This window comes from Curtobacterium sp. MCLR17_007 (assembly GCF_003234655.2).
Classification (GTDB): Bacteria; Actinomycetota; Actinomycetes; order Actinomycetales; family Microbacteriaceae; genus Curtobacterium.
The window spans coordinates 332,564-356,563 of the sequence record NZ_CP126271.1 but is presented as its reverse complement, the minus strand read 5'-3'; the positions used below and the strand labels follow the sequence as shown (position 1 = coordinate 356,563).

General features: G+C 71.6%; 25 protein-coding genes. 11 read left to right on the top strand and 14 right to left on the bottom strand.

Going from position 1 to position 24,000, the window contains the following annotated elements; genetic code table 11:
• Nucleotides 1-78: 78 nt before the first annotated feature.
• Together DEJ13_RS01765 and DEJ13_RS01760 are read left to right on the top strand one after the other, a co-directional pair.
• Nucleotides 79-1,899: a glycoside hydrolase family 15 protein gene (locus tag DEJ13_RS01765; protein WP_111107601.1), complete on the top strand. Its 1,821-nt coding sequence runs from the start codon at nucleotides 79-81 to the stop codon at nucleotides 1,897-1,899.
• Nucleotides 1,900-1,957: 58 nt separating this feature from the next.
• Complete coding sequence (locus tag DEJ13_RS01760) at nucleotides 1,958-2,554, top strand: DnaJ family domain-containing protein (RefSeq protein ID WP_056123680.1); 597 nt, start codon at nucleotides 1,958-1,960, stop codon at nucleotides 2,552-2,554.
• 117 nt (nucleotides 2,555-2,671) lie between these two features.
• Here the strand turns inward: DEJ13_RS01760 and DEJ13_RS01755 are convergent, their stop codons facing one another.
• The gene (locus DEJ13_RS01755; RefSeq protein ID WP_111107600.1) at nucleotides 2,672-3,352 is read right to left on the bottom strand and encodes an ABC transporter substrate-binding protein; all 681 of its coding nucleotides are present in this window, start codon (nucleotides 3,350-3,352) and stop codon (nucleotides 2,672-2,674) included.
• A gap of 160 nt (nucleotides 3,353-3,512) precedes the next feature.
• On the opposite strand from DEJ13_RS01755, the gene DEJ13_RS01750 reads away from it, so the two are divergent.
• From DEJ13_RS01750 to DEJ13_RS01725, 6 genes are all read left to right on the top strand, one after another.
• Nucleotides 3,513-5,969 carry a phosphoketolase family protein gene (locus DEJ13_RS01750; protein ID WP_111107599.1) on the top strand — a complete coding sequence of 819 codons (2,457 nt, stop codon included), beginning with the start codon at nucleotides 3,513-3,515 and terminating at the stop codon, nucleotides 5,967-5,969.
• A gap of 87 nt (nucleotides 5,970-6,056) precedes the next feature.
• Nucleotides 6,057-6,398, top strand: a complete 342-nt coding sequence (locus DEJ13_RS01745) for a hypothetical protein (RefSeq protein ID WP_146245285.1) — start codon at nucleotides 6,057-6,059, stop codon at nucleotides 6,396-6,398.
• The gene (locus DEJ13_RS01740; protein WP_056126309.1) at nucleotides 6,379-6,591 is read left to right on the top strand and encodes a hypothetical protein; all 213 of its coding nucleotides are present in this window, start codon (nucleotides 6,379-6,381) and stop codon (nucleotides 6,589-6,591) included. Before DEJ13_RS01745 ends, DEJ13_RS01740 begins: the two co-directional genes overlap by 20 nt.
• Nucleotides 6,592-6,628: 37 nt before the next feature.
• Nucleotides 6,629-7,312, top strand: coding sequence for a fumarylacetoacetate hydrolase family protein (locus DEJ13_RS01735; protein ID WP_111107654.1), 684 nt, complete (start codon nucleotides 6,629-6,631; stop codon nucleotides 7,310-7,312).
• Nucleotides 7,313-7,463: 151 nt separating this feature from the next.
• A complete protein-coding gene (locus DEJ13_RS01730) occupies nucleotides 7,464-8,405 on the top strand; it encodes a sugar phosphate isomerase/epimerase family protein (protein WP_181437096.1) in 942 nt (313 codons plus the stop codon).
• Between the two features lie 10 nt (nucleotides 8,406-8,415).
• On the top strand, nucleotides 8,416-8,595 hold the full coding sequence (locus tag DEJ13_RS01725) for a hypothetical protein (RefSeq protein ID WP_056126312.1): 180 nt from the start codon (nucleotides 8,416-8,418) through the stop codon (nucleotides 8,593-8,595).
• 58 nt (nucleotides 8,596-8,653) lie between these two features.
• Here DEJ13_RS01725 and DEJ13_RS01720 read toward each other — a convergent pair whose 3' ends face one another.
• The 6 genes from DEJ13_RS01720 to DEJ13_RS01695 all read right to left on the bottom strand — a co-directional run bounded on the left by DEJ13_RS01720 (nucleotide 8,654) and on the right by DEJ13_RS01695 (nucleotide 14,114).
• Nucleotides 8,654-8,983 (bottom strand): hypothetical protein, encoded by a 330-nt coding sequence (locus DEJ13_RS01720; RefSeq protein ID WP_056126314.1) that lies wholly within the window; start codon nucleotides 8,981-8,983, stop codon nucleotides 8,654-8,656.
• Complete coding sequence (locus tag DEJ13_RS01715; RefSeq protein WP_146245284.1) at nucleotides 8,980-9,561, bottom strand: hypothetical protein; 582 nt, start codon at nucleotides 9,559-9,561, stop codon at nucleotides 8,980-8,982. Before DEJ13_RS01715 ends, DEJ13_RS01720 begins: the two co-directional genes overlap by 4 nt.
• Nucleotides 9,558-10,088 (bottom strand): RNA polymerase sigma factor, encoded by a 531-nt coding sequence (locus tag DEJ13_RS01710; protein WP_056126318.1) that lies wholly within the window; start codon nucleotides 10,086-10,088, stop codon nucleotides 9,558-9,560. Before DEJ13_RS01710 ends, DEJ13_RS01715 begins: the two co-directional genes overlap by 4 nt.
• Before the next feature lie 259 nt (nucleotides 10,089-10,347).
• Nucleotides 10,348-10,533 (bottom strand): hypothetical protein, encoded by a 186-nt coding sequence (locus DEJ13_RS01705; RefSeq protein ID WP_111107596.1) that lies wholly within the window; start codon nucleotides 10,531-10,533, stop codon nucleotides 10,348-10,350.
• 147 nt (nucleotides 10,534-10,680) lie between these two features.
• Entirely contained in the window at nucleotides 10,681-13,200 is a 2,520-nt protein-coding gene (locus DEJ13_RS01700) for an ATP-dependent DNA ligase (RefSeq protein ID WP_111107653.1), read from the bottom strand.
• A gap of 23 nt (nucleotides 13,201-13,223) precedes the next feature.
• Nucleotides 13,224-14,114: an SDR family oxidoreductase gene (locus tag DEJ13_RS01695; RefSeq protein WP_111107595.1), complete on the bottom strand. Its 891-nt coding sequence runs from the start codon at nucleotides 14,112-14,114 to the stop codon at nucleotides 13,224-13,226.
• 90 nt (nucleotides 14,115-14,204) lie between these two features.
• On the opposite strand from DEJ13_RS01695, the gene ku reads away from it, so the two are divergent.
• Nucleotides 14,205-15,191, top strand: coding sequence for a non-homologous end joining protein Ku (ku, locus tag DEJ13_RS01690; RefSeq protein ID WP_111107594.1), 987 nt, complete (start codon nucleotides 14,205-14,207; stop codon nucleotides 15,189-15,191).
• A 25-nt stretch (nucleotides 15,192-15,216) separates the two neighbouring features.
• Here the strand turns inward: ku and DEJ13_RS18170 are convergent, their stop codons facing one another.
• The gene (locus tag DEJ13_RS18170) at nucleotides 15,217-15,333 is read right to left on the bottom strand and encodes a DUF8462 domain-containing protein (RefSeq protein ID WP_502868718.1); all 117 of its coding nucleotides are present in this window, start codon (nucleotides 15,331-15,333) and stop codon (nucleotides 15,217-15,219) included.
• A 20-nt stretch (nucleotides 15,334-15,353) separates the two neighbouring features.
• Between DEJ13_RS18170 and DEJ13_RS01685 the strand changes: the two genes are divergently transcribed.
• Nucleotides 15,354-15,965: an antibiotic biosynthesis monooxygenase gene (locus tag DEJ13_RS01685; RefSeq protein ID WP_111107593.1), complete on the top strand. Its 612-nt coding sequence runs from the start codon at nucleotides 15,354-15,356 to the stop codon at nucleotides 15,963-15,965.
• On the opposite strand, the gene DEJ13_RS01680 is transcribed toward DEJ13_RS01685, so the two are convergent.
• The 4 genes from DEJ13_RS01680 to uriH are packed head-to-tail and all read right to left on the bottom strand — an operon-like array spanning nucleotide 15,962 to nucleotide 20,257.
• Nucleotides 15,962-16,903 (bottom strand): Ppx/GppA family phosphatase, encoded by a 942-nt coding sequence (locus DEJ13_RS01680; RefSeq protein ID WP_111107592.1) that lies wholly within the window; start codon nucleotides 16,901-16,903, stop codon nucleotides 15,962-15,964. The genes DEJ13_RS01685 and DEJ13_RS01680 overlap by 4 nt on opposite strands.
• A 50-nt stretch (nucleotides 16,904-16,953) precedes the next feature.
• Nucleotides 16,954-17,811: a ribokinase gene (locus DEJ13_RS01675; protein WP_111107591.1), complete on the bottom strand. Its 858-nt coding sequence runs from the start codon at nucleotides 17,809-17,811 to the stop codon at nucleotides 16,954-16,956.
• A complete protein-coding gene (uriT, locus tag DEJ13_RS01670; RefSeq protein ID WP_111107590.1) occupies nucleotides 17,808-19,238 on the bottom strand; it encodes a uridine transporter UriT in 1,431 nt (476 codons plus the stop codon). Before uriT ends, DEJ13_RS01675 begins: the two co-directional genes overlap by 4 nt.
• A 5-nt stretch (nucleotides 19,239-19,243) precedes the next feature.
• The gene (gene uriH, locus DEJ13_RS01665) at nucleotides 19,244-20,257 is read right to left on the bottom strand and encodes a uridine-preferring nucleoside hydrolase UriH (protein WP_111107589.1); all 1,014 of its coding nucleotides are present in this window, start codon (nucleotides 20,255-20,257) and stop codon (nucleotides 19,244-19,246) included.
• Nucleotides 20,258-20,404: 147 nt separating this feature from the next.
• Here uriH and DEJ13_RS01660 point away from each other — a divergent pair, with 147 nt between their 5' ends.
• Entirely contained in the window at nucleotides 20,405-21,403 is a 999-nt protein-coding gene (locus DEJ13_RS01660) for a LacI family DNA-binding transcriptional regulator (protein WP_258374154.1), read from the top strand.
• A 268-nt stretch (nucleotides 21,404-21,671) separates the two neighbouring features.
• On the opposite strand, the gene DEJ13_RS01655 is transcribed toward DEJ13_RS01660, so the two are convergent.
• Together DEJ13_RS01655 and DEJ13_RS01650 are read right to left on the bottom strand one after the other, a co-directional pair.
• Complete coding sequence (locus DEJ13_RS01655; RefSeq protein ID WP_111107588.1) at nucleotides 21,672-23,348, bottom strand: MDR family MFS transporter; 1,677 nt, start codon at nucleotides 23,346-23,348, stop codon at nucleotides 21,672-21,674.
• On the bottom strand, nucleotides 23,345-23,965 hold the full coding sequence (locus tag DEJ13_RS01650; RefSeq protein WP_181437095.1) for a TetR/AcrR family transcriptional regulator: 621 nt from the start codon (nucleotides 23,963-23,965) through the stop codon (nucleotides 23,345-23,347). Before DEJ13_RS01650 ends, DEJ13_RS01655 begins: the two co-directional genes overlap by 4 nt.
• Nucleotides 23,966-24,000: the final 35 nt, after the last annotated feature.

Sequence of the window (24,000 nt, the reverse complement as noted above, 5' to 3'; positions counted from 1 at the left end):
CGGGAGGACCGGCTCCGCTCCGCCGGACGGGGTACGGGGTCCTGAGCCTCCGTCGACAGCTCCGGGCAGCATGGGTGCATGCTCGAACGCACTCACGACACCCCGGACGCCTCCGGCAACGAGGAGCGCACCGACGGGTACGTGCCGCTCCGCTCCTACGGGGCCATCGGCGACGGTCGGACCGTCGCGCTCATCGCCCTCGACGGCCGGATCGACTGGCTGCCCGTCCCCTCGCTCGACTCGCCGCCGGTGTTCGCGAGCATCGTCGACGCCGAGCACGGCGGGCACGTCGCACTCCGCCCGACCGACGCCGACGCGACGGTGTCGCGCGAGTACCTGCCGGGCACGAACGTGCTCGTGTCGACGTGGACGACCTCGTCCGGGAAGGCCACGGTCACCGACGCGATGGTCACCGGCGTCGCCGGCCGGCTGCCGTGGGCCGAGATCGCCCGCTGCGTGCAGGGCGTCGAGGGCTCGGTGGAGATGGAGTGGGCCGTCGTGCCCGGCACGCTGCTGAACACCGCCGAGCCGAAGCGGCTCGACACGGCGAACGGCGCCGTGATCGGCATCGACGGGGTGACCATCGCCATCGTCGAGGTCGGGTTCGAGCCGGTCCACGACGACGGGCCGCGGTTCTCCGGCCGCTTCACCACGAGCGAGGGGTCGAGGTCGATCCTGACGATCGTCGGCACGCACAACGAGCCGATCTTCATGCCGGACCCGGAGAGCACGCTCGACGCGGTCGACCGGACGATCGAGAACTGGTCGACGTGGTCGGAGGAGTTCTCGTACGACGGACCGTGGTCGGACGCCGTGCAACGGAGCGCCCTCGCCCTGAAGCTGCTCATCTTCTCGCCGACCGGCGCCATCGCGGCCGCGGCCACCACGAGCCTGCCCGAGGACCGCACCGGCGGCAAGAACTGGGACTACCGCTTCGCGTGGGTCCGCGACCTGTCGTACACGGTGCACGCGCTGACCCGGTTCGGCCTGCGCGAGGAGACCCACGCGGCGGTCTCGTGGGTGATGCGGACCATCGGCGAGCACGACGAGACCATGCCGATCTTCTACCGGCTCGACGGCTCGAAGACCGACGAGGTCGAGGAGCGCGACGTGCCGGGGTGGAACGGCATCGGGCCGGTCACCGTCGGCAACCGGGCCGGCGACCAGCTCCAGCTCGGGGTCTGGGGCGACGTGTTCGAGATCATGCGGCAGTACGTCGTGGCGGGCAACGTGCTCGACCGCGCGACGGCCGCGGTGCTGGAGCGCCTTGCCGACGACGCCTGCCACCGCTGGCCCGAGGCCGACTCGGGCATGTGGGAGCTCGAGGAGACGCAGCACTACGTGTCGAGCAAGATGGGGTGCTGGCAGGCGCTGGACGCCGCGATCGAGCTGCACGACGCGGGCATGATCGACGGCCCGCGGGCGAAGTGGGTCGAGAACCGCGAGCTCATCGAGCAGTGGGTGGCGGAGCACGGCTGGAACGAGGAGCTCGGCTACTACGTCATGTACGAGGGCTCGACGGCGATCGACACCTCGGTCCTGCTGCACGCGATGTCGTCGTTCGACCGCGGGCCGCGCATGGAGTCGACCATCCGGGCGATCGAGGACCAGCTGCAGCGTGGACCCCTCGTCTACCGCTACACGGGCATGGAGGACGAGGAGTCCCCCTTCGTCGCGTGCTCGTTCTGGCTGGCGGCGGCGATGGCCTGCGTCGGGCGGATCGACGAGGCCACTGCCCTGATGGACCAGATGGTCGACCAGGCCAACGACGTCGGGCTGTTCAGCGAGATGTTGAGCGCGGTGGACGGTGAGTTCATGGGGAACATCCCCCAGGGGCTGTCCCACCTGGCGCTGATCCAGGCGGCGCTCACGATCGAAGAGGTGTCGGCCGAGCAGTGACCCCGGCCGCGCAGTCCTGGGTGACGTCGTCGGGGGTACGGGGCATCATGGTCTGACGATGAACGACATCGACGCACGCATGGACCGCCTCCGCCGGGCCGCGCGCTACCGCTACCAGCAGCTCGTCGACAGCGAGGTCCAGCGCGGTTCGCTCGACCCGGACGAGGTGCGCGAGGAACGTCGGCTGCTCAAGGCCGCCGACGTCGCGGCACACGCCCGGGCGCAGATCGAGGACGCCGAACGCCGCGGGGTGTTCGAGGGCAACCCGTACCACGGCAAGCCGCTGCCCGGGAACGACGGGCAGCACGATCCGGACTGGTGGATCAAGTCGAAGATCGAGCGCGAGGACATCCGCGGCATCGCCCCACCCGCGCTGGCCCTGCGCACCGAGGACGCCGAGCTCGACGACGCGCTCGACGCCCTGTCGGTGGAGTCGGACGTGCGCGACGTCCTGGTCGACTTCAACGCCCGGGTGAAGGAAGCGCGCCGGCAGTTGCTGGGCGGACCGCCCGTCGTCACCCCGCTCCGCGACGTCGAGTCCGAGCTCGCGCGGTGGCGCGAGCGTCGCGCGGCGCGGTTCGCGTCCGCCGCGCGAGCCGCCGAGGAGCAGCAGCTCGGCTCCCGGCCGCGTCGCTGGTGGCGCCGACACGACTGAGCCGGCCCGGGCCTCCCGGCTGACCCCGGAACCGCACAACGGACACAGCACCACGCGGTTGCGTGGTGCTGTGTCCGTTGCGGGGTGTGGTGCTGTGCGCTGGTGGCGCGGGGGGTGTTACTTGATCTGGGCGGTGATGGTGGCGGTACCGACGAGGAGGCCGCCCTTGACGGCGTCGGTCTTGAAGGTGCTGTTGAGCAGCTTCGCGGCGTCGTCGGAGACGTGGACGGTGGTGCCGGTCAGGATCGCGTTGTCACCCTCGAGCTGCAGCGGCTTGAGGGTGCCACCGTGCAGGGAGAACAGGTACGCGTTCGACGCGGCGACCTCACCGTTGACCAGGACGTCACCGTACAGCTTCGACGAGCCCGGGTTCACGACGAAGTTCTCCAGCGTGACGGTCGTGCCGCCCGCGGCGAGGGTCAGACCCGAACCGTTGTGGTTCAGCAGGCCCTGCACGTAGGGACGGTAGGACCCATCCGGGGACCAGTAGGTGACGGAGCCGGCGGTGATCGGGAACGACACGGCGCCGTCGGCGAGCTTCGCGGAACCCGACACACCCGGGGTCAGGCCCAGGCTGGTGAGGGCGTCGGTGAAGCCGGAGTCGAGGGCGACGGAGGTGTTCCCGCCCTTGACCTCGGGGACCGATGCGACGGGGGCGGGGATCTTCGACGAGGACGACGCGACCGTGTGGATCGTGGGCGTCGCGGCGTTCGCGGCGGTGATGCCGAACCCGGCGCCGCCGAGGATGATCGCGCCGGCAGCGGCGACCGAGAGGGTGGTCTTGGTGATCTTGCGCATGGTGATCGTTCCTCTTCTGTGAGTTGATTGAGCCCCGACCGGACGAGACCGGGAAGCCTTCTGGGCGTTCGCCCTGTGCTGCTGATTCGGCACCCCTCGCAGAACGGATTGGGACGAGTTTTCCCGACACCGCCGCAGCCGCCGTCCGTACGGTGGTGGCATGGCTCCTGAGCACCTGCCGACGACCGACCGGATCCGCGCGATCGACGCGTGGTGGCGTGCGGCGAACTACCTGACCGTCGGGCAGATCTACCTGCTGGACGACCCGCTGCTGGAACGCCCGCTGACCCCGGACGACATCAAGCCGCGCCTGCTCGGACACTGGGGCACCTCACCGGCGCTCAACCTGGTCTACGCGCACTGCAACGCACTGATCGCGTCCTCCGGGCGGGACATGCTCTACATCTGCGGCCCGGGGCACGGCGGTCCCGCGATGAACGCGAACGCCTGGCTCGACGGCACCTGGCAGGAGCTGTACCCGGGTACGACGCTGCAGCAGTTCTTCCGCCAGTTCTCCTTCCCGGGCGGGATCCCGTCGCACGCGGCGCCGGAGACCCCGGGCTCGATCAACGAGGGCGGCGAACTCGGGTACTCCCTCGCGCACGCCTACGGAGCGGCACTCGACAACCCCGACCTCGTCGTGACCTGCGTCGTCGGCGACGGCGAGGCGGAGACCGGCCCCCTCAACGGCTCGTGGCAGGCCCACACGTTCCTCGACCCGGTCGCCGACGGTGCCGTGCTCCCGATCCTCAACCTGAACGGGTGGAAGATCGCGAACCCGACGATCCTCGCGCGCATCCCGGCCGAGGACCTGACGGCGTACTTCCGCGGGCTCGGGTACGACCCGATCGTCGTCGACTCCTCGCGGGTTGGCGACGACCCCTTCGCGGTGCACGCCCTGTTCGACGGCGCCCTCCGCCGTGCCCTCGCCGCGATCGACGACATCCAGGCCGCTGCCCGCGCGCAGGCGGCCCGTGCCGCCGCCGGCGAGATGGCCGGGGCATCGGACATCCGGCCGCGCTGGCCGATGATCGTCCTGCGGACCCCGAAGGGCTGGACCGGGCCGAAGGAGGTCGACGGCCAGCGCGTCGAGGGGACGTTCCGTGCCCACCAGGTGCCGCTCCCGGCCGTCCGCGACAACCGCGAGCACCTGGAGCAGCTGCAGGGCTGGATGGAGTCCTACGACCCGTCCGAGCTGTTCGACGCCGAGGGGGCCGGCATCGGGCTGCTCGAGTCGATCCGCCCCGAGGGCGACAAGCGCATGAGTGCGACGCCGCACGCCAACGGTGGACGTATCCGCACCGCGCTCGACCGCCCCGACCTGACGGAGTTCGGTGTCGAGGCCGGCTCCGACGCGTCCTCGACCGGCACGCTCGGCCCGTGGCTGGCCGAGCTGGCACGACGCAACCCGTCGTCGTTCCGGCTGTTCGGGCCGGACGAGACCGTGTCGAACAAGCTCGACGCGGTGTTCGACGTGACGAACCGCGTCTGGCGTGCCGGCAACGACCCCGAGGACGAGCACCTCGCCCCGACCGGCCGCGTGATCGAGGTGCTGTCCGAGCACCTGCTCGAGGGGCTGCTCGAGGGGTACGTCCTGTCCGGTCGCCACGGCATCCTCAACACCTACGAGGCCTTCGCGCACATCATCGACTCGATGGTCGGACAGCACGCCAAGTGGCTCGAGTCGTCGGAGGGCATCGACTGGCGCGCACCGGTGTCGAACCTCACGATCCTGCTGTCGTCGCACGTCTGGCGGCAGGACCACAACGGCTTCTCGCACCAGGACCCCGGCTTCCTGGACGTCGTCGCCTCGAAGCAGCAGGACCTCGTCCGGATCAAGCTCCCCGCCGACGCGAACACGCTGCTCGCCGTGACGACCCACGCGATGGAGACGACCGACCGCATCGAGGTGATCGTCGCCGGCAAGCACCCGGAGCCGGTGTTCCTGTCGTTGGAGGACGCGATCGCGCACGCCGACGCCGGGGTCGGCGTGTGGGACTGGGCCGGCACCGAGCAGCGCGTCGGCCACGTCGACGTCGTGCTCGTCAGCGCTGGTGACGTGCCCACCGTGGAGACGATCGCCGCCGCTGACCTGATCAACCAGCTCGCTCCCGAGGTCGGCGTCCGCGTCGTCAACGTGGTGGACCTGCTCTCGCTCGGCGACACCCGCAAGCACTCGCACCCGATCCCCGATGAACGGTACGACGAGCTGTTCCTGCCCGGGACCCCGGCGGTGTTCGCCTTCCACGGGTACCCCTCACTCGTGCACCAGCTCACCTACCGTCGCCACGGGCACGACGACCTGCACGTGCACGGCTTCCTCGAGCAGGGCACCACCACGTCGCCGTTCGACATGCTGATGCGCAACGAGATGGACCGGTTCGCGCTGGCCCACGACGCGCTGACCCGGGTCGACCCGGACCGCTACGCGGGGCTCATCGCGAAGCTCGCCGAGGCGCGCGACGCGGCACGGGCGTACGCGTACGCGAAGGGCGAGGACCACCCGTCCGTCGAGGGCTGGCAGTTCTCCGGCTGGCCGCAGGACGAGCCCGCCGTCGGCGGGACGGGCGGCGACCCCGGTGAGGGCGAGACCGAGGCGGCCGCTCCGGGGAACTAGTCCTCCACATCCGGGAGGCCCGGCGCAGTCTCCACAGGACGGCCGCCGGCCCGTCTGCGGTCCTGCCCTGCGCGCGACGCTGTCCACATGGACGGATCAGGGATCGGGTGGGCGAGCGTGCTCGTGTCGGTGTTGAGCGCATGTGCGGCGGTCGGCGCGACCTTCGTGACCCTGCGCGAGGGCCGCGCGATGCGGCGGAATACGGAGTTCTTGGCGCACCGCGACCAGTGGTGGCAGCGTTGGTCATGGGTCACGGAACGGGCCCTGTCCGGGCAGACGGACCGGCGTGCCGCCGCCGCGTTGTTGGCCGATGCGCTGGCCACGCGCTCCTGGACGACCGACGACGACGAGTGGATGTACGACGCGCTCCGGTGGATCGTGCGCGCGAGAACAGGCCGAAGGGACGACGATGATCTCCGATCTGACTGATGACGAGTTCCGACTCGAGTTGTGGCGTGCCGAGGTCTGCATCCCGCGCCTGCTGGCGAACCCGCACTACGGCCCGCTGATGCGCGCCAAGGGCCGCGACGTCGAACTCGCAGAGCTCCGCGCCGAGTGGCGCGAGCGTCAGGAGCGTGCCCGGGCGCGGGCACTGCGGTACGAGGCGTCGTTCGCCGACTGACCGGCGCCGGGCCGCCGTGGTCTGGCAGGCTGAGGACGTGTCCGACCTCGTGATCCCGGCCCAGGCCCTCCCGACCGTCCCGACGACGACGGGCGGGCGCTTCCCGGTCCGTCGCGTGTTCTGCGTCGGACGGAACTACGCGGCGCACGCCCGCGAGATGGGGCACGACCCGGACCGCGAGCCGCCGTTCTTCTTCACCAAGCCAGCCGACGCGGTGGTGGCCGACGACGCGGACACGCCCTATCCGTCCATGACGGAACGACTCGAACACGAGGTCGAACTCGTGGTCGCGATCGGCGGTGGCGGCAGTGACATCGCCGTGGCGGACGCGCTCGACCACGTCTGGGGCTACGCCGTCGGGCTGGACCTGACGCGCCGCGACCTGCAGGCCGAAGCCAAGCGGCTCGGGCGACCGTGGGACATGGCGAAGGGGTTCGACGCCTCGGCCCCGATCGGCGCCGTCGTCCCCGCGGGCACGGTCGACCCGACCCGGGGCACGGTCGAGCTGCTGGTCGACGGCGAGCGCCGCCAGCACGGTGACCTGGGTGACCAGATCTGGTCGGTCGCCGAGGTCATCGCCGAGCTGTCGCGCGCGGTGCGGCTCGAACCCGGCGACCTCGTGATGACGGGGACCCCGGAGGGTGTCGGTGTGGTCGCGCGCGGCTCCACACTGGAGGGCACGATCGCCGGGGTCGGGAGCGTCCGGACGCGACTGGTGTGAGCGCGTGTCGAGGGTGTTGCCGGGCGCTGTGAGCGCTCGGAGGCACGGCGGGTATCCCTGGACCCGACGCCGTGTCGGGATCGCGGTGTCCTGATCGGTGTCGGCGGGGTCGAGGGCGACCGCCGCGCGTGCACCGGGGAAGAGGTGCGACGTGCTCGAACACGACCTGCTGGCGACGTCCTGGACCTGGGACGGCGACGAACCGATCGACCAGCGAGTCCGCGCCGTCGGTGACGCCGGGTTCGCGGGGATCGCCCTCGCACTCGACGACCTGTACGAGGTCCGCGCCACGATCGGCTTCGCCCGGCTGCGACGCATGCTCGACGATGCCGGGATCGTCTGGGTGCAGCTCGGGACCCTCAGCACGTGGTGGACGGGCTCCGACGCGACGGCCGGGTCCGGTGGCGAGCGCGGGGTCCTCCTCGAGGCCGCGGCGTCGCTCAGCGCGTGGCAGGTGGTGGCTCGTGCTGACGTGTCCCTGCCGGGCGTCTCGCCCGCCGCGATGCTCGACGACTGGGTGGCGCTGGCACGGCAGACCGAGGGGGTGGGGGCACAGCTGGTCCTCGAGCCGGAACCGTGGTCGAACCTGCCGACGGTGGAGCGGGCCTCGCGGTTCGTCACGACGGCGGGGAGCGGCGGCGTGCTGCTGGACGTGATGCACGCACTGCGGGGCGGGTCCACGCTCGCGTCGATCCGCCAGGGCGTCGACCCGTCGGTGCTCGCAGCGGTCGAGCTGAGCGACGGCCTGCTCTCGACCCCGAGTGGCATGACCCTCGCCGAGGAGTCGCGCTCGGCACGCTACCTGCCGGGCGCCGGGGCGTGGGACGTCCCCGGGGTCGTCCGTGTCGCCCGCGAACTCGGCCACGACGAACCGTGGGGCGTCGAGGTCCGGACACCGGCCCACCGTGCGCTGCCCGTCGGCGACGCACTCCGGCTGGCCGCTGCGGCCACGCGTGCGGTGCTCGACGCCGCCGACGCACACGGTGCACCGGCGCTCCCGATGATGCCCACCTCGCCCGCCCCGACCTCGGCCGTCGACTACGAGCCGCAGCGCCGTCCGCGCCGTGAGACCGGTTCAGGCGCTCCCGCGTAACGTCGCGGTCATGAGCGAACAGGCACCCACCGGCGACGACGGACTCCTGCGCGAGTCGCAGCAGGCGATCGACGAGGCGAAGGCCGCAGCGGCCGACGTGGTCGAGCCTGAGGAGGACGACCTCGTGGACGAGGGTCTGCCGGTCGCGGACCACGCCGAGCCGACCGACGGGCCCGCTCCCGCCGCCTGACCGACGCCGGACCACATCAGGCCGCTCCGGCAGCCGGACCAGGTCGTGTCCGGACAGGTCAGAGGATCTCGATGACCCGGACGTCGACCCGTACGGGGCGTTCGCCGGTCGCGAGTTCCACGCTCGCCACGACCGCGTCGCGCACGGCTCGCACGCTCGCGATCGCCGACCGTTGGGCTCCGACCGCGGCGACCACCCGGACCCGGACGCCGTCGTCGCGGTCCTCGACCAGGACCGCGCCACCGTCACGCGGCAGGTCCAGCACCGACCGGACGTCGCGGACCAGCACCGCCAGGCTCGGTCCCGGCGGGATGACCGACCGGACGGCCGGCACGGCGAGGACCGCCTCGGTCACGGCGCGTGAGAGCGCCCGGGTGTCTGCGGTCACGATGCGCTCCCGGGGTCCAGCACGTCGGCGACGCGCACGGTCAGGGCCCGGACGGTGAACGGCGCGTGCTCCTCGAGCGCAGCGTGCACGACGACCCGCAGGGCCTCCGCCCGGTCCCGGAGCGGGGCGTCCGCTGCCGCGGCGATCGTCACCTCGACGTCGATGTCGGCCCCGGGTGTCGACAGGTCGCCGGTGAACCGGGTGCGCCGGACGAGCACACCGGGCATCGCGTCCCCGAGCCCGCGGACGAGTCCACGCAGCGCGCCCTCGGTCACGACGAGCGCCGACGCGGGGTCTGCGTCGGGCACCGGGATGTCCCGTCCGGCGTGCGCGGTCGTCCGGATGGTCGCGAGCACGCCGGTGATCCACCCTTCGTCATCCCGACCGGCAGTGCGGACGTCCGCGTCGAGCAGGTCCGAGGACGCCGCGCGGAGCCGTTCCAGCCGTTGCAGGGCATCCGTCGCCGCCGGGTCGGCCTCGATGTCGTCACGGACGGGGTCGCGTCCCGAGTCGAGGTAGTCGGAGAGCTCGTCGAGCGTGAAGGCGCCGTAGCGGTCGTCGACCTGGTCGTCGGTCATCGCCACCCCTCCATCTGTTCGAGCACTGTTCGCCGCGCACGTGCGAGGGACCCACGGACGGCTGCTGCCGACATCCCGGTCTGCTCCGCGATCTCGGCGTAGGACGCGCCCCCGACCTCCCGCATCACCCAGACTGCTCGCTGCGCGTCCGGCAGGTTGCGGACGACCTTCGCGAGCTCGTCGACCTGCATCCGGGTCTCGACCACCTGGTCCACCGTGCGGTCCGTCGGGGGCTCGGGGACGGCCTCCAGGTCGAGGTGGGGGTGCCGCCGCCGCAGGCGGTCGAGCGCCTTGTTCGCCGCGATGCGGAACAGCCACGTCCGGACGCGGTCGGGGTCCTCGACGCGCTCCATCCGCTGCCAGGCCTGCAGCGCGGCTTCCTGCACCGCATCGTCCGCCTCTCCGTCGCCGTACCCGAGGATGCGCGCCGCGTACGCGCGCATGAGCGGGCCGTAGCGACGGATCAGCACGCCGAACGCCGCTGCGTCGCCGTCGGCCGAACGCTCGACGAGTGAGGCGTCCGACAGGGACGCGAGCGGCTGCTGCTCGGTCAGTGGTCGGGCCTTCCCGGATCGTGGTCGGATTCGTGCGTGACGAAACGTGCTGTCGGTTCGTCGTCAGTACGGAGCTGCCGTCCGCCGTCGCGCGGACGGGTCGAGCGCGCCGTGGCCGGTCACCCTGAACGACCGGTCACGGCGCTTGGGCGGCGGTCCGTGCGCTCCCTGATCCGGCGCACGGGCCGCCCCACCCGCTGTGGCGCGAACGGTGCCGACGGATCGACCGGCATCAGTCCTCGACCTCGTCGCCGAGGAAGTCGGCGTACGTGACCTCGGCGTCCGTTGCCGTCATCACCGCGCTCGACTCGCCCGCAGCCCGCGGTGCTCGTCGTCCCCCGTCGGCCCCTGTGTCGTTCCCGGACGCCGTGGCGTGCTCGTCCGCGTCGAACGGTGGCAGGTAGTTGCTCGCGCCCATCGCCGCACCTCTCGTCCCGGCGAACGTAACAGCCCCGCGGTCGATCACGGCGGGGCAGACAGGATCGTCCCCCATCGACGGCGTCGTCGGGGGACGGAAGTTCGCCTCCAGCGGAGCCGATGCGCACGCATGGTGCCGCGTGCGCGCTCACTCCCGCACCACGTCGTCCGGCGACTTGTCCGCGCGCCACCCACGCCACGACGCCTGGCGCAGTCGGCCGTCGGCGGTCCACTCCGCGAACTCGACCTCGCCCACGTGCGCCGGGGTGAGCCAGTGTGCGTCCCGGGCGTCGGCGCGGGGCACGTCCTCGAAGGGCGAGGTGTCCCGGCCGAGCGGTGCGAGCACCTCCGCGATCTCGTCGAGGTCCCGGTCGCTGAACCCGGTGCCGACCTTGCCGACGTACTGCAGCCCGTCGTCGCCCGGGATGCCGAGCAGCAACGACCCGATCCCACCCTCGCGTCGCCCGCTGCCCGGCTTCCAGCCCGCGACCACGACCTCCTGCGTGGCGTGGTGCTTGATCTTGAGCCATGCCTCGGAGCGGCGTCCTTCTGCGTACCGGGACGAGCGCTTCTTCGCGACCACGCCCTCCAGCCCGGCCCGCGCCGAGTCGGCGACCGCCTTCGCGAGGTCGCCGTCGACCGCGGCGGGGAACTCGATCGCCCCACCCGGCTCGACCACCGTCTCGAGCGCTTCGCGGCGACGGTCGTACGACAACCGGGTGAGCTCGTGTCCGTCCGCCTCCAACACGTCGAAGAGCATGAACCGCACCGGGGTGCGTTCGCGTGCGGCGTCGACCTCGCGCTTCCTGGTCAGGCCCATGCGGTCCTGCAGCAGCTGGAAGCGCGGGCGCCCGCGGTCGTCGAGCGCGACGACCTCGCCGTCGAAGACCCCGTCCACGCCCGCGCGCTCGCCGAGCTCCTGCAGCTCGGGGTACTGCGCCGTCAGGTCGTTGCCGTTGCGACTGCGCAGGGTGACCTCGCCGTCACGGACGGTCGCGAGCGCGCGGACGCCGTCCCACTTCATCTCGAACGCCCAGTCCGCGGGGTCGAGGTCCGGTGGCCCCTTCGCCAGCGTCGCCTGCATGGTCTGCCGGTCGGACGGCGGGGTCGACGCCGGCGCCGTCGCAGGGGTCCGCGGTGCTCGCGGGCCGGCTCCCCGGCCGACCACCGCCGTTGTTCCGCTCCCCGTTGCCTCAGCTGCGTCGTCGGGCTGCTCCTTCGTGCGGTGGATCAGCCAGTTCTTCTCGTCGCCGTCGCGCCCGCGTCCCCGGCCGCGGGTGTGCAGGATCGCCAGACGCCGGTTGCCGTTGGTCCGACCGTGCAGTGTCACGATGACCTCTTCCCCCTCGCGCCACTTCTCGAGGTCGTACGTGCCGTCGTCCCACAGCGTCACCGTCCCACCGCCGTACTCGTCGTGCGGGATCGTGCCCTCGAACGAGCCGTACTCGAGCGGGTGGTCCTCGGTCATGACGGCCAGGTGGTTCTTCCCCGGGTCCGTCGGTTCGCCCTTCGGCAGGGCCCAGCTGACGAGCACACCGTCGTGCTCGAGCCGGAAGTCGTAGTGGTCGCGGGTCGCGTGGTGTTCCTGGATCACGAAGGTCGGGGTGCCGTCCGCCCGCACCGTCGGGGCGTCCTGCGGGACGGGCTCGGGTGTCTTCGACGCGTCCCGCTTGGCACGGTAGGCGGCGAGCCGGTCGCGACCGGGCTGCTCGGCGTCGTTCGCCCGCTGGGTCCGGTCGCTGTCCCAGTGACCGGAGTCGGGCCTCCCGACCGACAGCGCGCCGGCGGCGACGGGGTGCAGCAGGTCCCCGTGGTCCTGCAGCCGCTCCAGCACCTCGTCCAGCGTCAGCTGGGCGAGCCCCCGCTCGGTCAGCTCGTCCCATGACCGCGGTGCAGCAACGGTCGGCGTCGACCGGCCCCGGAGCGAGTACGGGGCGATCGTGGTCTTGTTGCCGTTGTTCTGGGACCAGTCGACGAAGACCTTGCCCCGCCGCTCGGCCCGGCTCATCGAGGACAGCACCAGGTCGGGCAGGTCCTGCTCGAGTGCCCTGGCCAGCTCGTGCGCCACCTCGGACACCTGGTCGGTCGAGGCCCGGCCGTCGAGTGCGGCGTAGAGGTGGATGCCCTTCGACCCCGACGTCACCGGGTAGGGGTCGAGTCCCATGCCCTGCAGGACCTCCCGGGCGGCGACCGCCACCTCGACGCATTCCGCGAGCCCGACGCCCTCGCCGGGGTCCAGGTCGAGCACCAGCCGGTCGGGGTCCTGCCGCCCGCCGCGCGGGCCGAAGCGCCACTGCGGGACGTGGAGTTCGAGCGCCGCCTGCTGCGCCATCCAGACCAGCGTCGGCAGGTCGTCGACGACCGGGTACTCGTTGTCGTGGTCGGAGTGCTCGATCGTGTGGTGCCGGACCCAGTCGGGCGCGGAGTCGGGCAGGTTCTTCTCGAAGAAGACCTTGCCGTCGACGCCGTTCGCCCAGCGCTTCCGGGTCATCGGCCGGTCCTTGACGTGCGGGATCATCCAGGGGGCCACACGCTCGTAGTACTCGACGACCCGCCCCTTCGTCGTGCCGGTCTCCGGGTAGAGCACCTTGTCGAGGTTCGTCAGCGCGAGTCGACGGTTGCCGACCAGCACGGTGGTCTTCCGCGCCGCGGCACCCGTCCGCGCCACGGGACCCGTCCGCGCCACGGGGCTCACAGCGCGACCCCGGTCGCTCCCGCCACCGTCAGCGTCGTCCCGGACGTGTACGACGACTCCGGCCCGGCGAGGTACACGTAGGCGCTGCCGAGCTCGACCGGCTGGGCAGGCCGACCGAACGGGGTGCCCTGCCCGTACGACGCGATCTCGTCGCCCGGGTAGCTGATCGGCTGCAGGGGCGTCCACACGGGGCCGGGGACCACGGTGTTGGCGCGGATGCCCTTCGCTGCGAGCTGCCGCGCGAGGCCGTTCGTGTACGTGATGATCGCTGCCTTGGTGGCGGCGTAGTCGATCATGCGGCCCTGCGGTTCGTACGCCGACACCGAGCTCGTCGTGACGATCGCGCTGCCCGGGGCCATGTGCGGGACGGCTTCCCGCACCAGCCAGAACATCGCGTACACGTTGACCTTCATGGTCCGGTCGAAGTCCGCGGTCGACTGCTCGGCGACGTCCTCGTGCACCTGCTGGCTGCCGGCGACGAGCACCAGGGCGTCGAGGCCGCCGAGCTCGCTGACGGCAGTCCGGACGAGCTCCTGGCAGAAGGCCTCGTCGGTCAGGTCCCCCGGGAACATGACCGCCTTGCGCCCGAGGTCGCCGATCAGGTCGCGGACCTCGGTCAGGTCGTCGATCTCCTCGGGCAGGGCGTTCAGCACGACGTCGGCGCCCTCCTTCGCCATCGCGATCGCCGCCGCGCGACCGATGCCGGAGTCGGCGCCGGTGACCAGCACCCGGTACCCGGGCATCCGCCCCGTGCCGACGTAGCTCGTCTCACCGTGGTCCGGCGGCGGGTCCATCTCGCTGGCCCGTCCCGACCCCTGCTGCGTCTGCGCGGGGAACGGCGGCCGTGCGTACTGCGTGCGCGGGTCGTCCTTGTCCAGCTGGCTCATGCGTCCATCGTGCTCGCTCGTTCCCCCCGTCACACCGAGGGAGCAGGGAAAACCCGCACGCTCCCACGTGCATCCGGGCATCATGAGCGCATGAGGTCGATCTGGAAGGGCTCCATCGCGTTCGGGCTGGTCAACGTGCCCATCAAGGTCTACGCCGCGACCGAGACCCACGACGTGTCGATGCACCAGGTCCACGACGAGGACAAGGCCCGCATCCGGTACAAGCGCGTGTGCGAGCTCGGCCACGAGGTCGAGTACGCCGACATCCAGCGCGCGTACGACGACGGCGAGAAGACCGTGGTGCTGACGGCCGACGACTTCAAGAAGCTCCCCCAGGAGCAGTCGCACGAGATCGAGGTGCTCGAGTTCGTCCCCGTCGACCAGGTCGACCCGATGATGTTCGAGAAGACCTACTACCTCGAGCCAGACTCCCGCTCCCCGAAGGCGTACGTCCTGCTCCGACGGACGCTCGAGGAGACCGACCGCCTGGCGATCGTGCAGTTCACGCTGCGGCAGAAGACCCGGCTCGGCGTCCTGCGGGTGCACGACGACGTGCTGCTGCTGCAGGGGCTGCTGTGGGGCGACGAGGTCCGCGCCGCCGACTTCACGGCCCTCGACACCTCGGTGAAGGTCAGCGCGAACGAGCTGAAGATGTCGTCCTCGTTGGTCGCGAGCATGTCGACCGACTTCGACCCGGACCGCTACACCGACGAGTACCAGGCGGAGCTGCAGCAGCTCATCGACGCCAAGCTCGAGTCGGGTGACGACGTCGACACCGCCGCGACCTTCGGCGAGCAGGCCGCGACGGACGACGACGAGGGCGGTGACGTCATCGACCTGATGGCCGCGCTGCGCGCGTCCGTGGACAAGAAGCGGACGGGAGGCTCGGGGTCGCGTTCGTCCAGCGGCTCGCGTTCGTCTGGGTCCGGCTCCGGCGCCGCGTCGAAGGGATCCGGCGCCGACGACGCGGCGGACACCGAGACGAAGAAGGCCCCGGCGAAGAAGGCGCCCGCGAAGAAGCCGGCGACCAAGAAGGCCCCTGCGAAGAAGCCCGCGGCGAAGAAGCAGGCCAGCTAGCCGTTCCGGGCGCCAGCCTCGGCCGTCACGTCGTGACGGTGCGGTGGATGAAGTCGGCCATCCCGGGGACGGTGAACGCGAGGAAGCCGCGGTCGGGGGCGAAGACGTGCCCGTTCTTGATCACGTCATCAGCGCGAAACACGGATCCGCGACACTGGGCGGATGACTCCAGAAGAGCCTGGGGCCGTGTCGTCGCCACCCGAGACCGCCGGCCCACCCGTCACCGTCTCCATCACCCGCCTGGTCGAGCCGGACCGCATCACCGAGGCCACCCGCTGGGTGCAGTCCGGGGTGAACCTGGCGAACCGCTACCCGGGCTTCCTCGGCTCCGGATGGGTCCGCTCCCGCGCACAGTCCCGCGAGTGGCACATGCTCTACCGGTTCGCCGACCACGACTCCCTGTCGACGTGGGAGAACTCCGACGACCGACTGCGGTGGCTCGACCTCGGCCGCGACCTCGTGGTGGAGTCCCGCGTCGAGAAGCGCACCGGCATCGAGGGCTGGTTCGACGCCCCGTCGGACACCCCGGCATCGAGTGCTCCCCCGCGGTGGAAGCAGGCGGTCAGCATCTGGCTCGGGTTCTTCCCGGTCAACCTGGCGTTCACGGTCCTGGTCGGGCTGCTCGTGCCGTCGTTCGCGGGTCTCGCGGCGCTGCCCCGCGTCCTGATCACCACGCTCGTGTTGACGCCGATCATGACCTTCTGGGTGCTGCCGTTCGTGACGACGCTGATCCGTCCGTGGCTGCTCGCACCACCGAAGCGGCGTCGAGCCTAGGACGTCCCGAGCACCGACAGCTGGTCGAGTCGCTCGAGGATCACGCCCTCGCGCAGCGCCCACGGGCAGATCTCGAGCGCCGGCAAATCGAAGATGTCCAGGCACGCCTCGGCGACGAGCGCTCCGGGGACGACCTGGTGCGCCCGGCTCGGTGAGACCCCTGGCAGCGCGGCGAGCTCGTCGACCGACATCCGCAGCAGCGACGGCAGCTGGTCACGCAGGACCGCGCCGTCGAGGGCTCTGGGGACGAGCGGACCGGCCGCCGACGGCGCCGCTCCGCAGATCCGGGCGAGGGACCGGAACGTCTTCGAGGTCGCGACGGCCCGGTCGGGTGCTCCCGCGCGCAGGAGCTTGCCGGCGTCGCGGGCGATCTCGACGCGGATGTCGTGCCGCAGGCGCCGGACGTCGTCCTCGGTCGGCGTCCCCGCGGCGAAGAACGACCGTGCGAGCCGCGCCGCGCCGATCGGCATCGACCACGCCACGTCGGGCGCTTCGTCCGCACCGCCGGCGATCTCGAGCGACCCGCCCCCGATGTCGAAGACCGCCAGTCGTCCGGCCGACCAGCCGAACCAGCGACGCACTGCGAGGAACGTCAACCGCGCCTCGTCCGAGCCGGAGAGCACGGCGAGCTCGACCCCGGTGCGGTCCTCGACGTGCGCCAGGACGGCGTCCGAGTTCACGGCGTCGCGGACGGCCGAGGTCGCGAACCCGAGCATGTCCTCGCAGCCGCGGTCCTCGGCGACCCGCACCGACGCGGCGACGAAGTCCGTCAACGCGTCGATCCCGACCCGCGTCACGGCGCCGTCCTCGTCCAGGTGCTCAGCGAGCCGCAGCGGCCGCTTGTACGACGATGCCGGCAGCGGCGCCGCGCCGCCGTGGGCGTCGACCACCAGCAGGTGGCCGGTGTTGGACCCGATGTCGAGGACTCCCACGCGCATGACGGAAACCGTACCGGCATGCTCGGCACGCACCGGACGGGAGGCTCGGGTCAGGCCCGCAGGAACGCCGCCAGCTGGTCCGTGGTCGGGTACGAGGCCTGTGCCCCCACCCCGGTCGCGGCGTACGCCCCGACCCCGGCGGCGAAGCGCGCGGCGTCGACGAGGGCGTCCCCGGCCGCCAGCCGGAGCGCCACCGCACCCATGAAGGCGTCGCCGCAGCCGGTGGTGTCGACGGCGTCGACGGGGATCGCCGGGACCTCGACGGGCGGCACGTCCCCGTCGTGCACGACCGACCCGGCCCCGCCCCGCGTGACGATCGACCGGGCGACGCCGTGGTCCCCGAGCAGCTCGGCCTCGTGCTCGTTGACCAGCAGCACGTCGGTCAGGTCGAGGAGCTCGCGCGGGACGTCGCCGAACGGGGACAGGTTCGTCAGCACCGTCACCCCGGCGTCGTGCGCGGCCCGGGCAGCGGCGAGCACCACGTCCATCGCGACCTCGAGGCAGAGCCCGAGCACCTCGGCGTCGGCGAACGCGTCGGCGGGGAGGTCGGCGGGCGTCAGCGTGGCGTTCGCACCGCCGGAGATCACGATGGTGTTCTCGCCGTGACCGTCGACGGTGATGACGGCGGTGCCGGTGGCCGTTCCCGGTCGGACGGCGACGTGCGTCGTGTCGACGCCCGCCGCCGCGACGGAGTCGCGGAGCAGCGCACCGTTGCCGTCGTCGCCGACCGCACCGATCATGCGCACGGCTCCCCCGAGCCTCCCGGCTGCCACCGCCTGGTTGGCGGACTTGCCGCCCGGCAGGGTGGCGAGGTCGGACCCGTGCAGGGTCTCACCGGGCTTCGGGAAGCGCTCGGTGCGGACCACCAGGTCGGCGTTGAGCGACCCGACGACGACGATCGTGTTCACCGGACGGTCTCCTTCTGGGGTGCGGGGGCGGTCGTCTCGGCCTCGGCCGGCCGCGGGATGAGGAACGACACGGCGAGCGCGGCGATCGTGATGACGGCACCGAGGAGCATGCCACCGGAGTACCCCGCGGTGCCGGAGGACCCTCCGACGCCGAGGGCGATCTGCAGCGCGGGCAGCACGGCGAAGCTCACGCCGGCGCCGAGGTTGAACGCACCGGCGTTGAGCCCGGGCAGGAAGCCGGGGTTCGACGCGGGCGACAGCACGATGCCCAGGCCGTTCAGGATGATGTTGGCGATGCCGGCGTAGGTGATGCCGATCAGCACCGTCGCGGCGACGAGCACCGGCAGGGAGTGCACACCGACGAACGCCATCAGCAGGGTCGCGAGGATGCTGCCGGTCAACCCGACGCGCAGGATCGCGCGGTAGCCGATGGTGGGCGCGAGCCGACCGGCGAACGGTCCGACGATCCAGCCGACCAGCGCGTAGGGCGTGAGGAACACGAGCGAGGCGAGGTCGGCCTCCATCCCGAAGCCCGCGTCGGGGTTCTGTGCGAGCGACGTGACCAGCCCGTTGACCACGGCGAAGACGCCCGTCATCGTCAGGAACGTGGTGGCGAGGAGCGCCCACGTGCCCCGGCGCTTCAGGAACCGGGTCTCGACGAGCGGTTCGCGCACCCGCGACTCGACGGCCCAGAACACGGCGAAGGCGGCCAGGGCGACGACGATGCCGCCGATCACGATCGCCGGGTTCGCGGCTCCGAGCTTGCCGGCCTCGTTGAACGCGGTCAGCAGCGCCCCGACCGAGACCACGAGCGGGACCACGCCGACCCAGTCCATCCGGGTGCCCTGCGACGGACGGGACTCGACGCCCCAGACCACGACGAACAGCAGCGCGATGACGGTGACGACGGCGATGACCCAGAAGATGCCGCGGAAGCCGAAGTTGGTGGCGATCCACCCGCCGGCGAGCGAGTCGATCCCCGCGATGCCGCCGTTGACCGCGGTGAGCAGACCGAGGGAGGCACCGTAGCGCTTCGGGTCGCTGATCTCGTTGCGCAGCACGAGCAGGCAGATCGGGACGACCGGGCCCGTGACGCCCTGGATGATGCGGCCCGTGAAGAGCATCGGCACGTTGACCGCGAGCGCGGCGACGATGCTGCCGACGAGCATCACGGCGAGCATGCCGACCAGGACGCGCTTGCGGCCCACGATGTCGGACAGGCGCGGCAGGAACAGCGAGAACAGCGCGGCGAGCGTGAAGTACAGCGTCTGGGACAGGCCGATCGTGGCGTCGTCGGTCTTGAGCTCGCGCGCCATCGTGACCAGCGCGGGGCTGAGCATGCTCGCGTTCAGCTGGAACGCGATGCACGCGGCGAGGAGCGCCGCCGTGAGGGCGCCGATCGACTTCTTCGTCGATGTGGTGGTCATGGGTCTCAGATCTCCGTGGTCGTGGTCGTGGTCGTGGTCGTGGTGGAGGCGGTGGCGCGGGGGGTCCATCCGGTGTCCGGCGTCTCGCCGATGCGCTCGAGGGCATCGACGACCAGGTCCCAGAACCGTGTGTGGTCGAGTTCCAGGGCGGCGCTCGTGTGGCAGTCCGCGGGCGCGGGAGCGCGGAAGTCGGCGACGGTCATGCCGAGGGTCAGCGTGCCCTGGGTCTCGACGTGGATCGGGACCTTCACGGCACGCACGATCGTCGGGTCGATGACGTACGCGACGGCGCAGGGGTCGTGCACGGGCGGGGCGTCGAAGCCCTGCGCGTCCCGGTACGTCTGGCCGAAGAAGTCGAGGAGCTCCCCGACGAAGGCCGCCGGTGCAGTGCCGACGGCGGCGATGCGCTCGGCGACCTCGGTGGTGGCGAGTGCCTGGTGCGTCAGGTCGAGGCCGACCATCACGACGTCCCACCCGGCGTCGAAGACGATGGACGCGGCCTCGGGGTCGATGACGATGTTGAACTCGGCGACCGGGCTCCAGTTGCCGACGTGCACGCCGCCGCCCATCAGCACGACCTGCTTGACGCGCTCGACGATGCGGGGCTCCTTGCGGGCCGCGAGGGCGATGTTCGTCAGCCCACCGGTCGGCACGAGCGTGACCGTGCCGGGCTCGTGCGCCATCACGGTCTCGATGATCAGGTCGACCGCGTGCCGCTCGTCGAGCTGGAACGACGGCTCGGGCAGCATCGGGCCGTCGAGGCCGCTCTCGCCGTGGATGTCGCCCGCGACCTCGATCTCGCGCAGCAGCGGGCGGTCGGCACCGGCGGCGAAGGGGACGCCGGTGATCCCCGCGATGCGGGCGACGGCCAGCGCGTTGCGCGTGACCTTCGGCAGGGTCTGGTTGCCGACGACGGTGGTCACGGCCAGCAGCTCGATGTCCGGGTTGCCGTGCGCCAGCAGCATCGCCACGGCGTCGTCGTGACCGGGGTCGCAGTCCAGGATGATCTTCTCGGGCACAGGGGCTCCACTTCGTCGGGGATCCGGGTCGCGCCCGGGGGAGGTCGGTGGCCTGACGCGCCATGCACGCCGCGTCAAGCGTTTGACATCACAGCGCATCAAACGCTTGACGTCAAGTCGGCGACCGCTGCTCGCTACGATCGGGAGGTGCCGTCACCCGCCCCGAACAGCCGCCGTGTCACCGCCGCGATGGTCGCGGAGCGCGCCGGGACGAGCATCGCCACGGTCTCGCTCGTGGTCAACGGCAAGGAGCGCGGCCGGGTCTCGGCACCGATCGTCGCTCGGGTCCGTGACGCCGTGGACGACCTCGGCTACGTCGTCGACCACGCCGCCAGTTCCTTGGCGCGGGGCAGCGGCGACCTCGTGGTCCTCATCGCCCCCGACCTGTCGAACCCCTTCTTCGCCGAGGTCATCCGCGGCGTGCGGGACACCGTCGGCGACCGGTTCCAGCTGGTGCTCTCGGTCACGGAACGCGGTGCGCAGCCCGTCGCCGCAGACGTCCGGCGCTTCGAGCGGCTCCGGCCGGCCGGCATCCTCGTCGACGCTCCGGCCGCCGACCAGGCGATGACCGCGAGCGTCCCCGTCGTGCTGCTCGACGCACCCGGCGGCCCCGACGCCGTCAACTACGACCTGTCCGCCGGCGTCTCGGCGCTGGTGTCGCACCTCGCCCTGGCCGGGCACCGTCGTGTCGCCTACCTCGACGGCACCTCGCGGGCGACGACGTTCGCGCTCCGCCGGTCGATGTTCGAGCAGGCGTGTGCGGAGGCGGACGTCTCCCTGTCGCCGATGTCCGCCAGCGCCGACCTGACGATCGACGCCGCGGCCTCCGCTGTCGACGGGGTCGTCGACGCCTGGCTCACCGACGGGGTCACCGCCGTGGTCGCCGCCGCGGACACCCTGGCGTACGGGGTGCTCCGGGTCGCGTCGGCCCGGGGCATCGCGGTGCCGGCAGCGCTGGCGGTGGCCGGGTTCGACGACCTGCCCTCGTCGTCGGTCACGGCGCCGGCGCTGACGAGCGTCGCACTGCCGGGCGCCGAGCTCGGTCGTGCGGCGGCACTGCGGCTGCTCGCGATGCTCGACGGCACGGAGCCGGCAGCGCCGGCGCTGCCGACGCGGCTGGTCCCGCGGGCGAGCACGGGCGCCTGACGCGCGCGTCGCGCGGGCTGCCGCCACCCACGCGACACCGTCGCTGTCGTACGACATCGGACTCGTCGCACCGCCGACAGCCCGCCACCCACGCGACACCGCCGCTGTCGTACGACATCGGCTTCGTCGTAACGCCGACAGCCCGCCACCCACACGACACCGCCGCTGTCGTACGACATCGGACTCGTCGCACCGGACGCGACCCGACGACGGACGGGAGGCCCGGTGCCAGCTGGCACCGGGCCTCCCGTCCGGTCCGTGGACGCGTCTACTCGTCGTGCCGCGTCGTCGGGACCGACCCCGTGGACACGCGCTCCGCTCCCCCGCGCTGCGCGCGGTCGAGCTCGTCCGCCTCGGCGCCGCCGACGGCCTCGCCGCGGGCGACCATGCCGGCCACGTCGTTGAGCTGCATCTGCGGGATGAAGAGCGCGAGCACCAGGGCGACCGCGATGAAGGGCAGCAGGTACCAGAACACCGGCGACAGGGAGTCGGCGTAGGCGTTCACGATGCCGTCCTGCACGGCCTGGGGCAGCTTCGCGAGCTGCGTCGGGTCGATGCTGGCGCTGGCGTTCGCGGCCTGCGAGGCACTGCCCCCGGCACCCGTGAACACGTCGGTCAGCTTGTCCGTCAGGCGGGACGTGAAGATCGCCCCGAAGACGGCGACACCGAGCGAGGCACCGACCTCGCGGAAGTAGTTGTTCGTCGACGTCGCGGTACCGACCTGCTCGGCGGGCACGGCGTTCTGCGCCACGAGCACGACGACCTGCATGATCAGGCCGAGGCCGGCGCCGAAGACGAACAGGTAGACGCAGATGAGCGGGATCGGGGTGCTGGCGGCCAGCGTCGTCATGCCGAGCATCGCGAGACCGACCACGATCGTGCCGATGATCGGGAACATGCGGTACTTGCCGGTCTTGGTGATGAGCGTTCCGGACAGGATCGACGTGCCGATCAGGCCCGCCATCATCGGAAGCATCAGCAGCCCGGAGACCGCGGCCGAGGTGCCGGACGCCATCTGCAGGAACGTCGGGACGAAGCCGATCGCGGCGAACATGCCGAGCCCGAGCACGAAGCCGATCGCCGTCGCGGTGACGAAGGTGCGGTTGCGGAAGAACGACAGCGGGATGATCGGGTCCTGGGCCCGCGCCTCGACGAACACGAAGAGCGCGGCGGCGACGACGAACCCGGCACCCCAGACCCAGGTCTCCAGTGCACCCCAGCCGTGCTGGCGGTTGCCGCCGAACTCGGTGAAGAAGACCAGGCAGGCCGTGGTGGCGGACAGCAGTGCGACGCCGAGGACGTCGATGCGCTTGGTCGCCTTCTTGTTCGGCAGCGTCAGCGCGAACCAGGCGACGAAGAACGCCGCGATGCCCACGGGGATGTTGATCCAGAACGCCCAGTGCCAGGTCATGTGGTCCACGAAGAAGCCGCCGAGCAGCGGGCCACCGACGGCCGACAGGCCGAAGACCGCACCGAGCGGGCCGAGGTACTTGCCGCGCTCCGAGGCGGGGACGATGTCGGCGATGATCGCCTGGGACAGGATCATCAGGCCACCGCCGCCCAGACCCTGCATCGCGCGGAACACCACGAACTGCCAGAAGTCGGTCGACACCGCGCAGCCGAGCGACGCCAGCGTGAAGAGCGCGATGGCGATGAGGAACAGGTTGCGGCGCCCGAGCACGTCACCGAACTTGCCGTAGATCGGCATCACGATGGTCGACGCCAGCAGGTACCCGGTCGTGATCCACGCCTGGTGCGCCACGCCGCCGAGGTCGCCGACGATGGTCGGCATCGCGGTGGAGACGATGGTCTGGTCGAGGCTGGACAGCAGCATGCCGGCGATGAGCGCGGCGAAGATGATCCAGATCCGTCGCTGGGTGAGGAGCAGCGGCCCGTCCGTCCCGGGTCGGGCGCGCTTGGCGGTGCGCGGCGCTGAGGTGCTCATGGGGTGTCGTCCTGTCCGGTGGTGATGACCGCCCTGAGGAGGCGGAGGTTGGTGGCGAGGAGCTCGTCGAAGGGCGGGCTGCTCGATTCGTCGAACGCGTCGTCGAACCAGTGGTCGGCGGTCACCCGCAGCAGTGCCGCCGCGGACTCGGTGACCAGGCGCGCACGTGGGTCAGCCGCCGCATCCCAGCCGAACCGGGAACGGACGGCGTCGGCCACGTGCGCGAGCTGCACGTCCGTCGCCGACAGGAACCGGGCGAGCAGCGCGGGTTCGCGGTCGAGGACCGTCCGCACCAGCACCTCTTCCGCCCGGTCGAGCTCCATGGTGCGGACCTGCTCGACAGCGAGCGCCACGATCGCGCTCAGTGGGTCGAGGTCCCGAGGCACGACGTCGCCGCGCGCGAAGGCCCGCAGCAGCTCGGTGTCCGCGTGCAGCTCGATGCCGAGGACGACGTCCTCCTTCGACCCGAAGTGGTTGAAGAACGTGCGCCGCGAGACCCCGACCGCGGCGCAGAGCTGCTCGATCGTGAAACCGCTCAGCCCGTGCTCCACCGTCGACCGACGTGCTTCGACGATCATGCGTCGCCGCAGCGTGCGGGTGCGTTCGGCGGTGCTCACCGAGCAAGAATTGCACTCAATAGCGCATAGTGCAA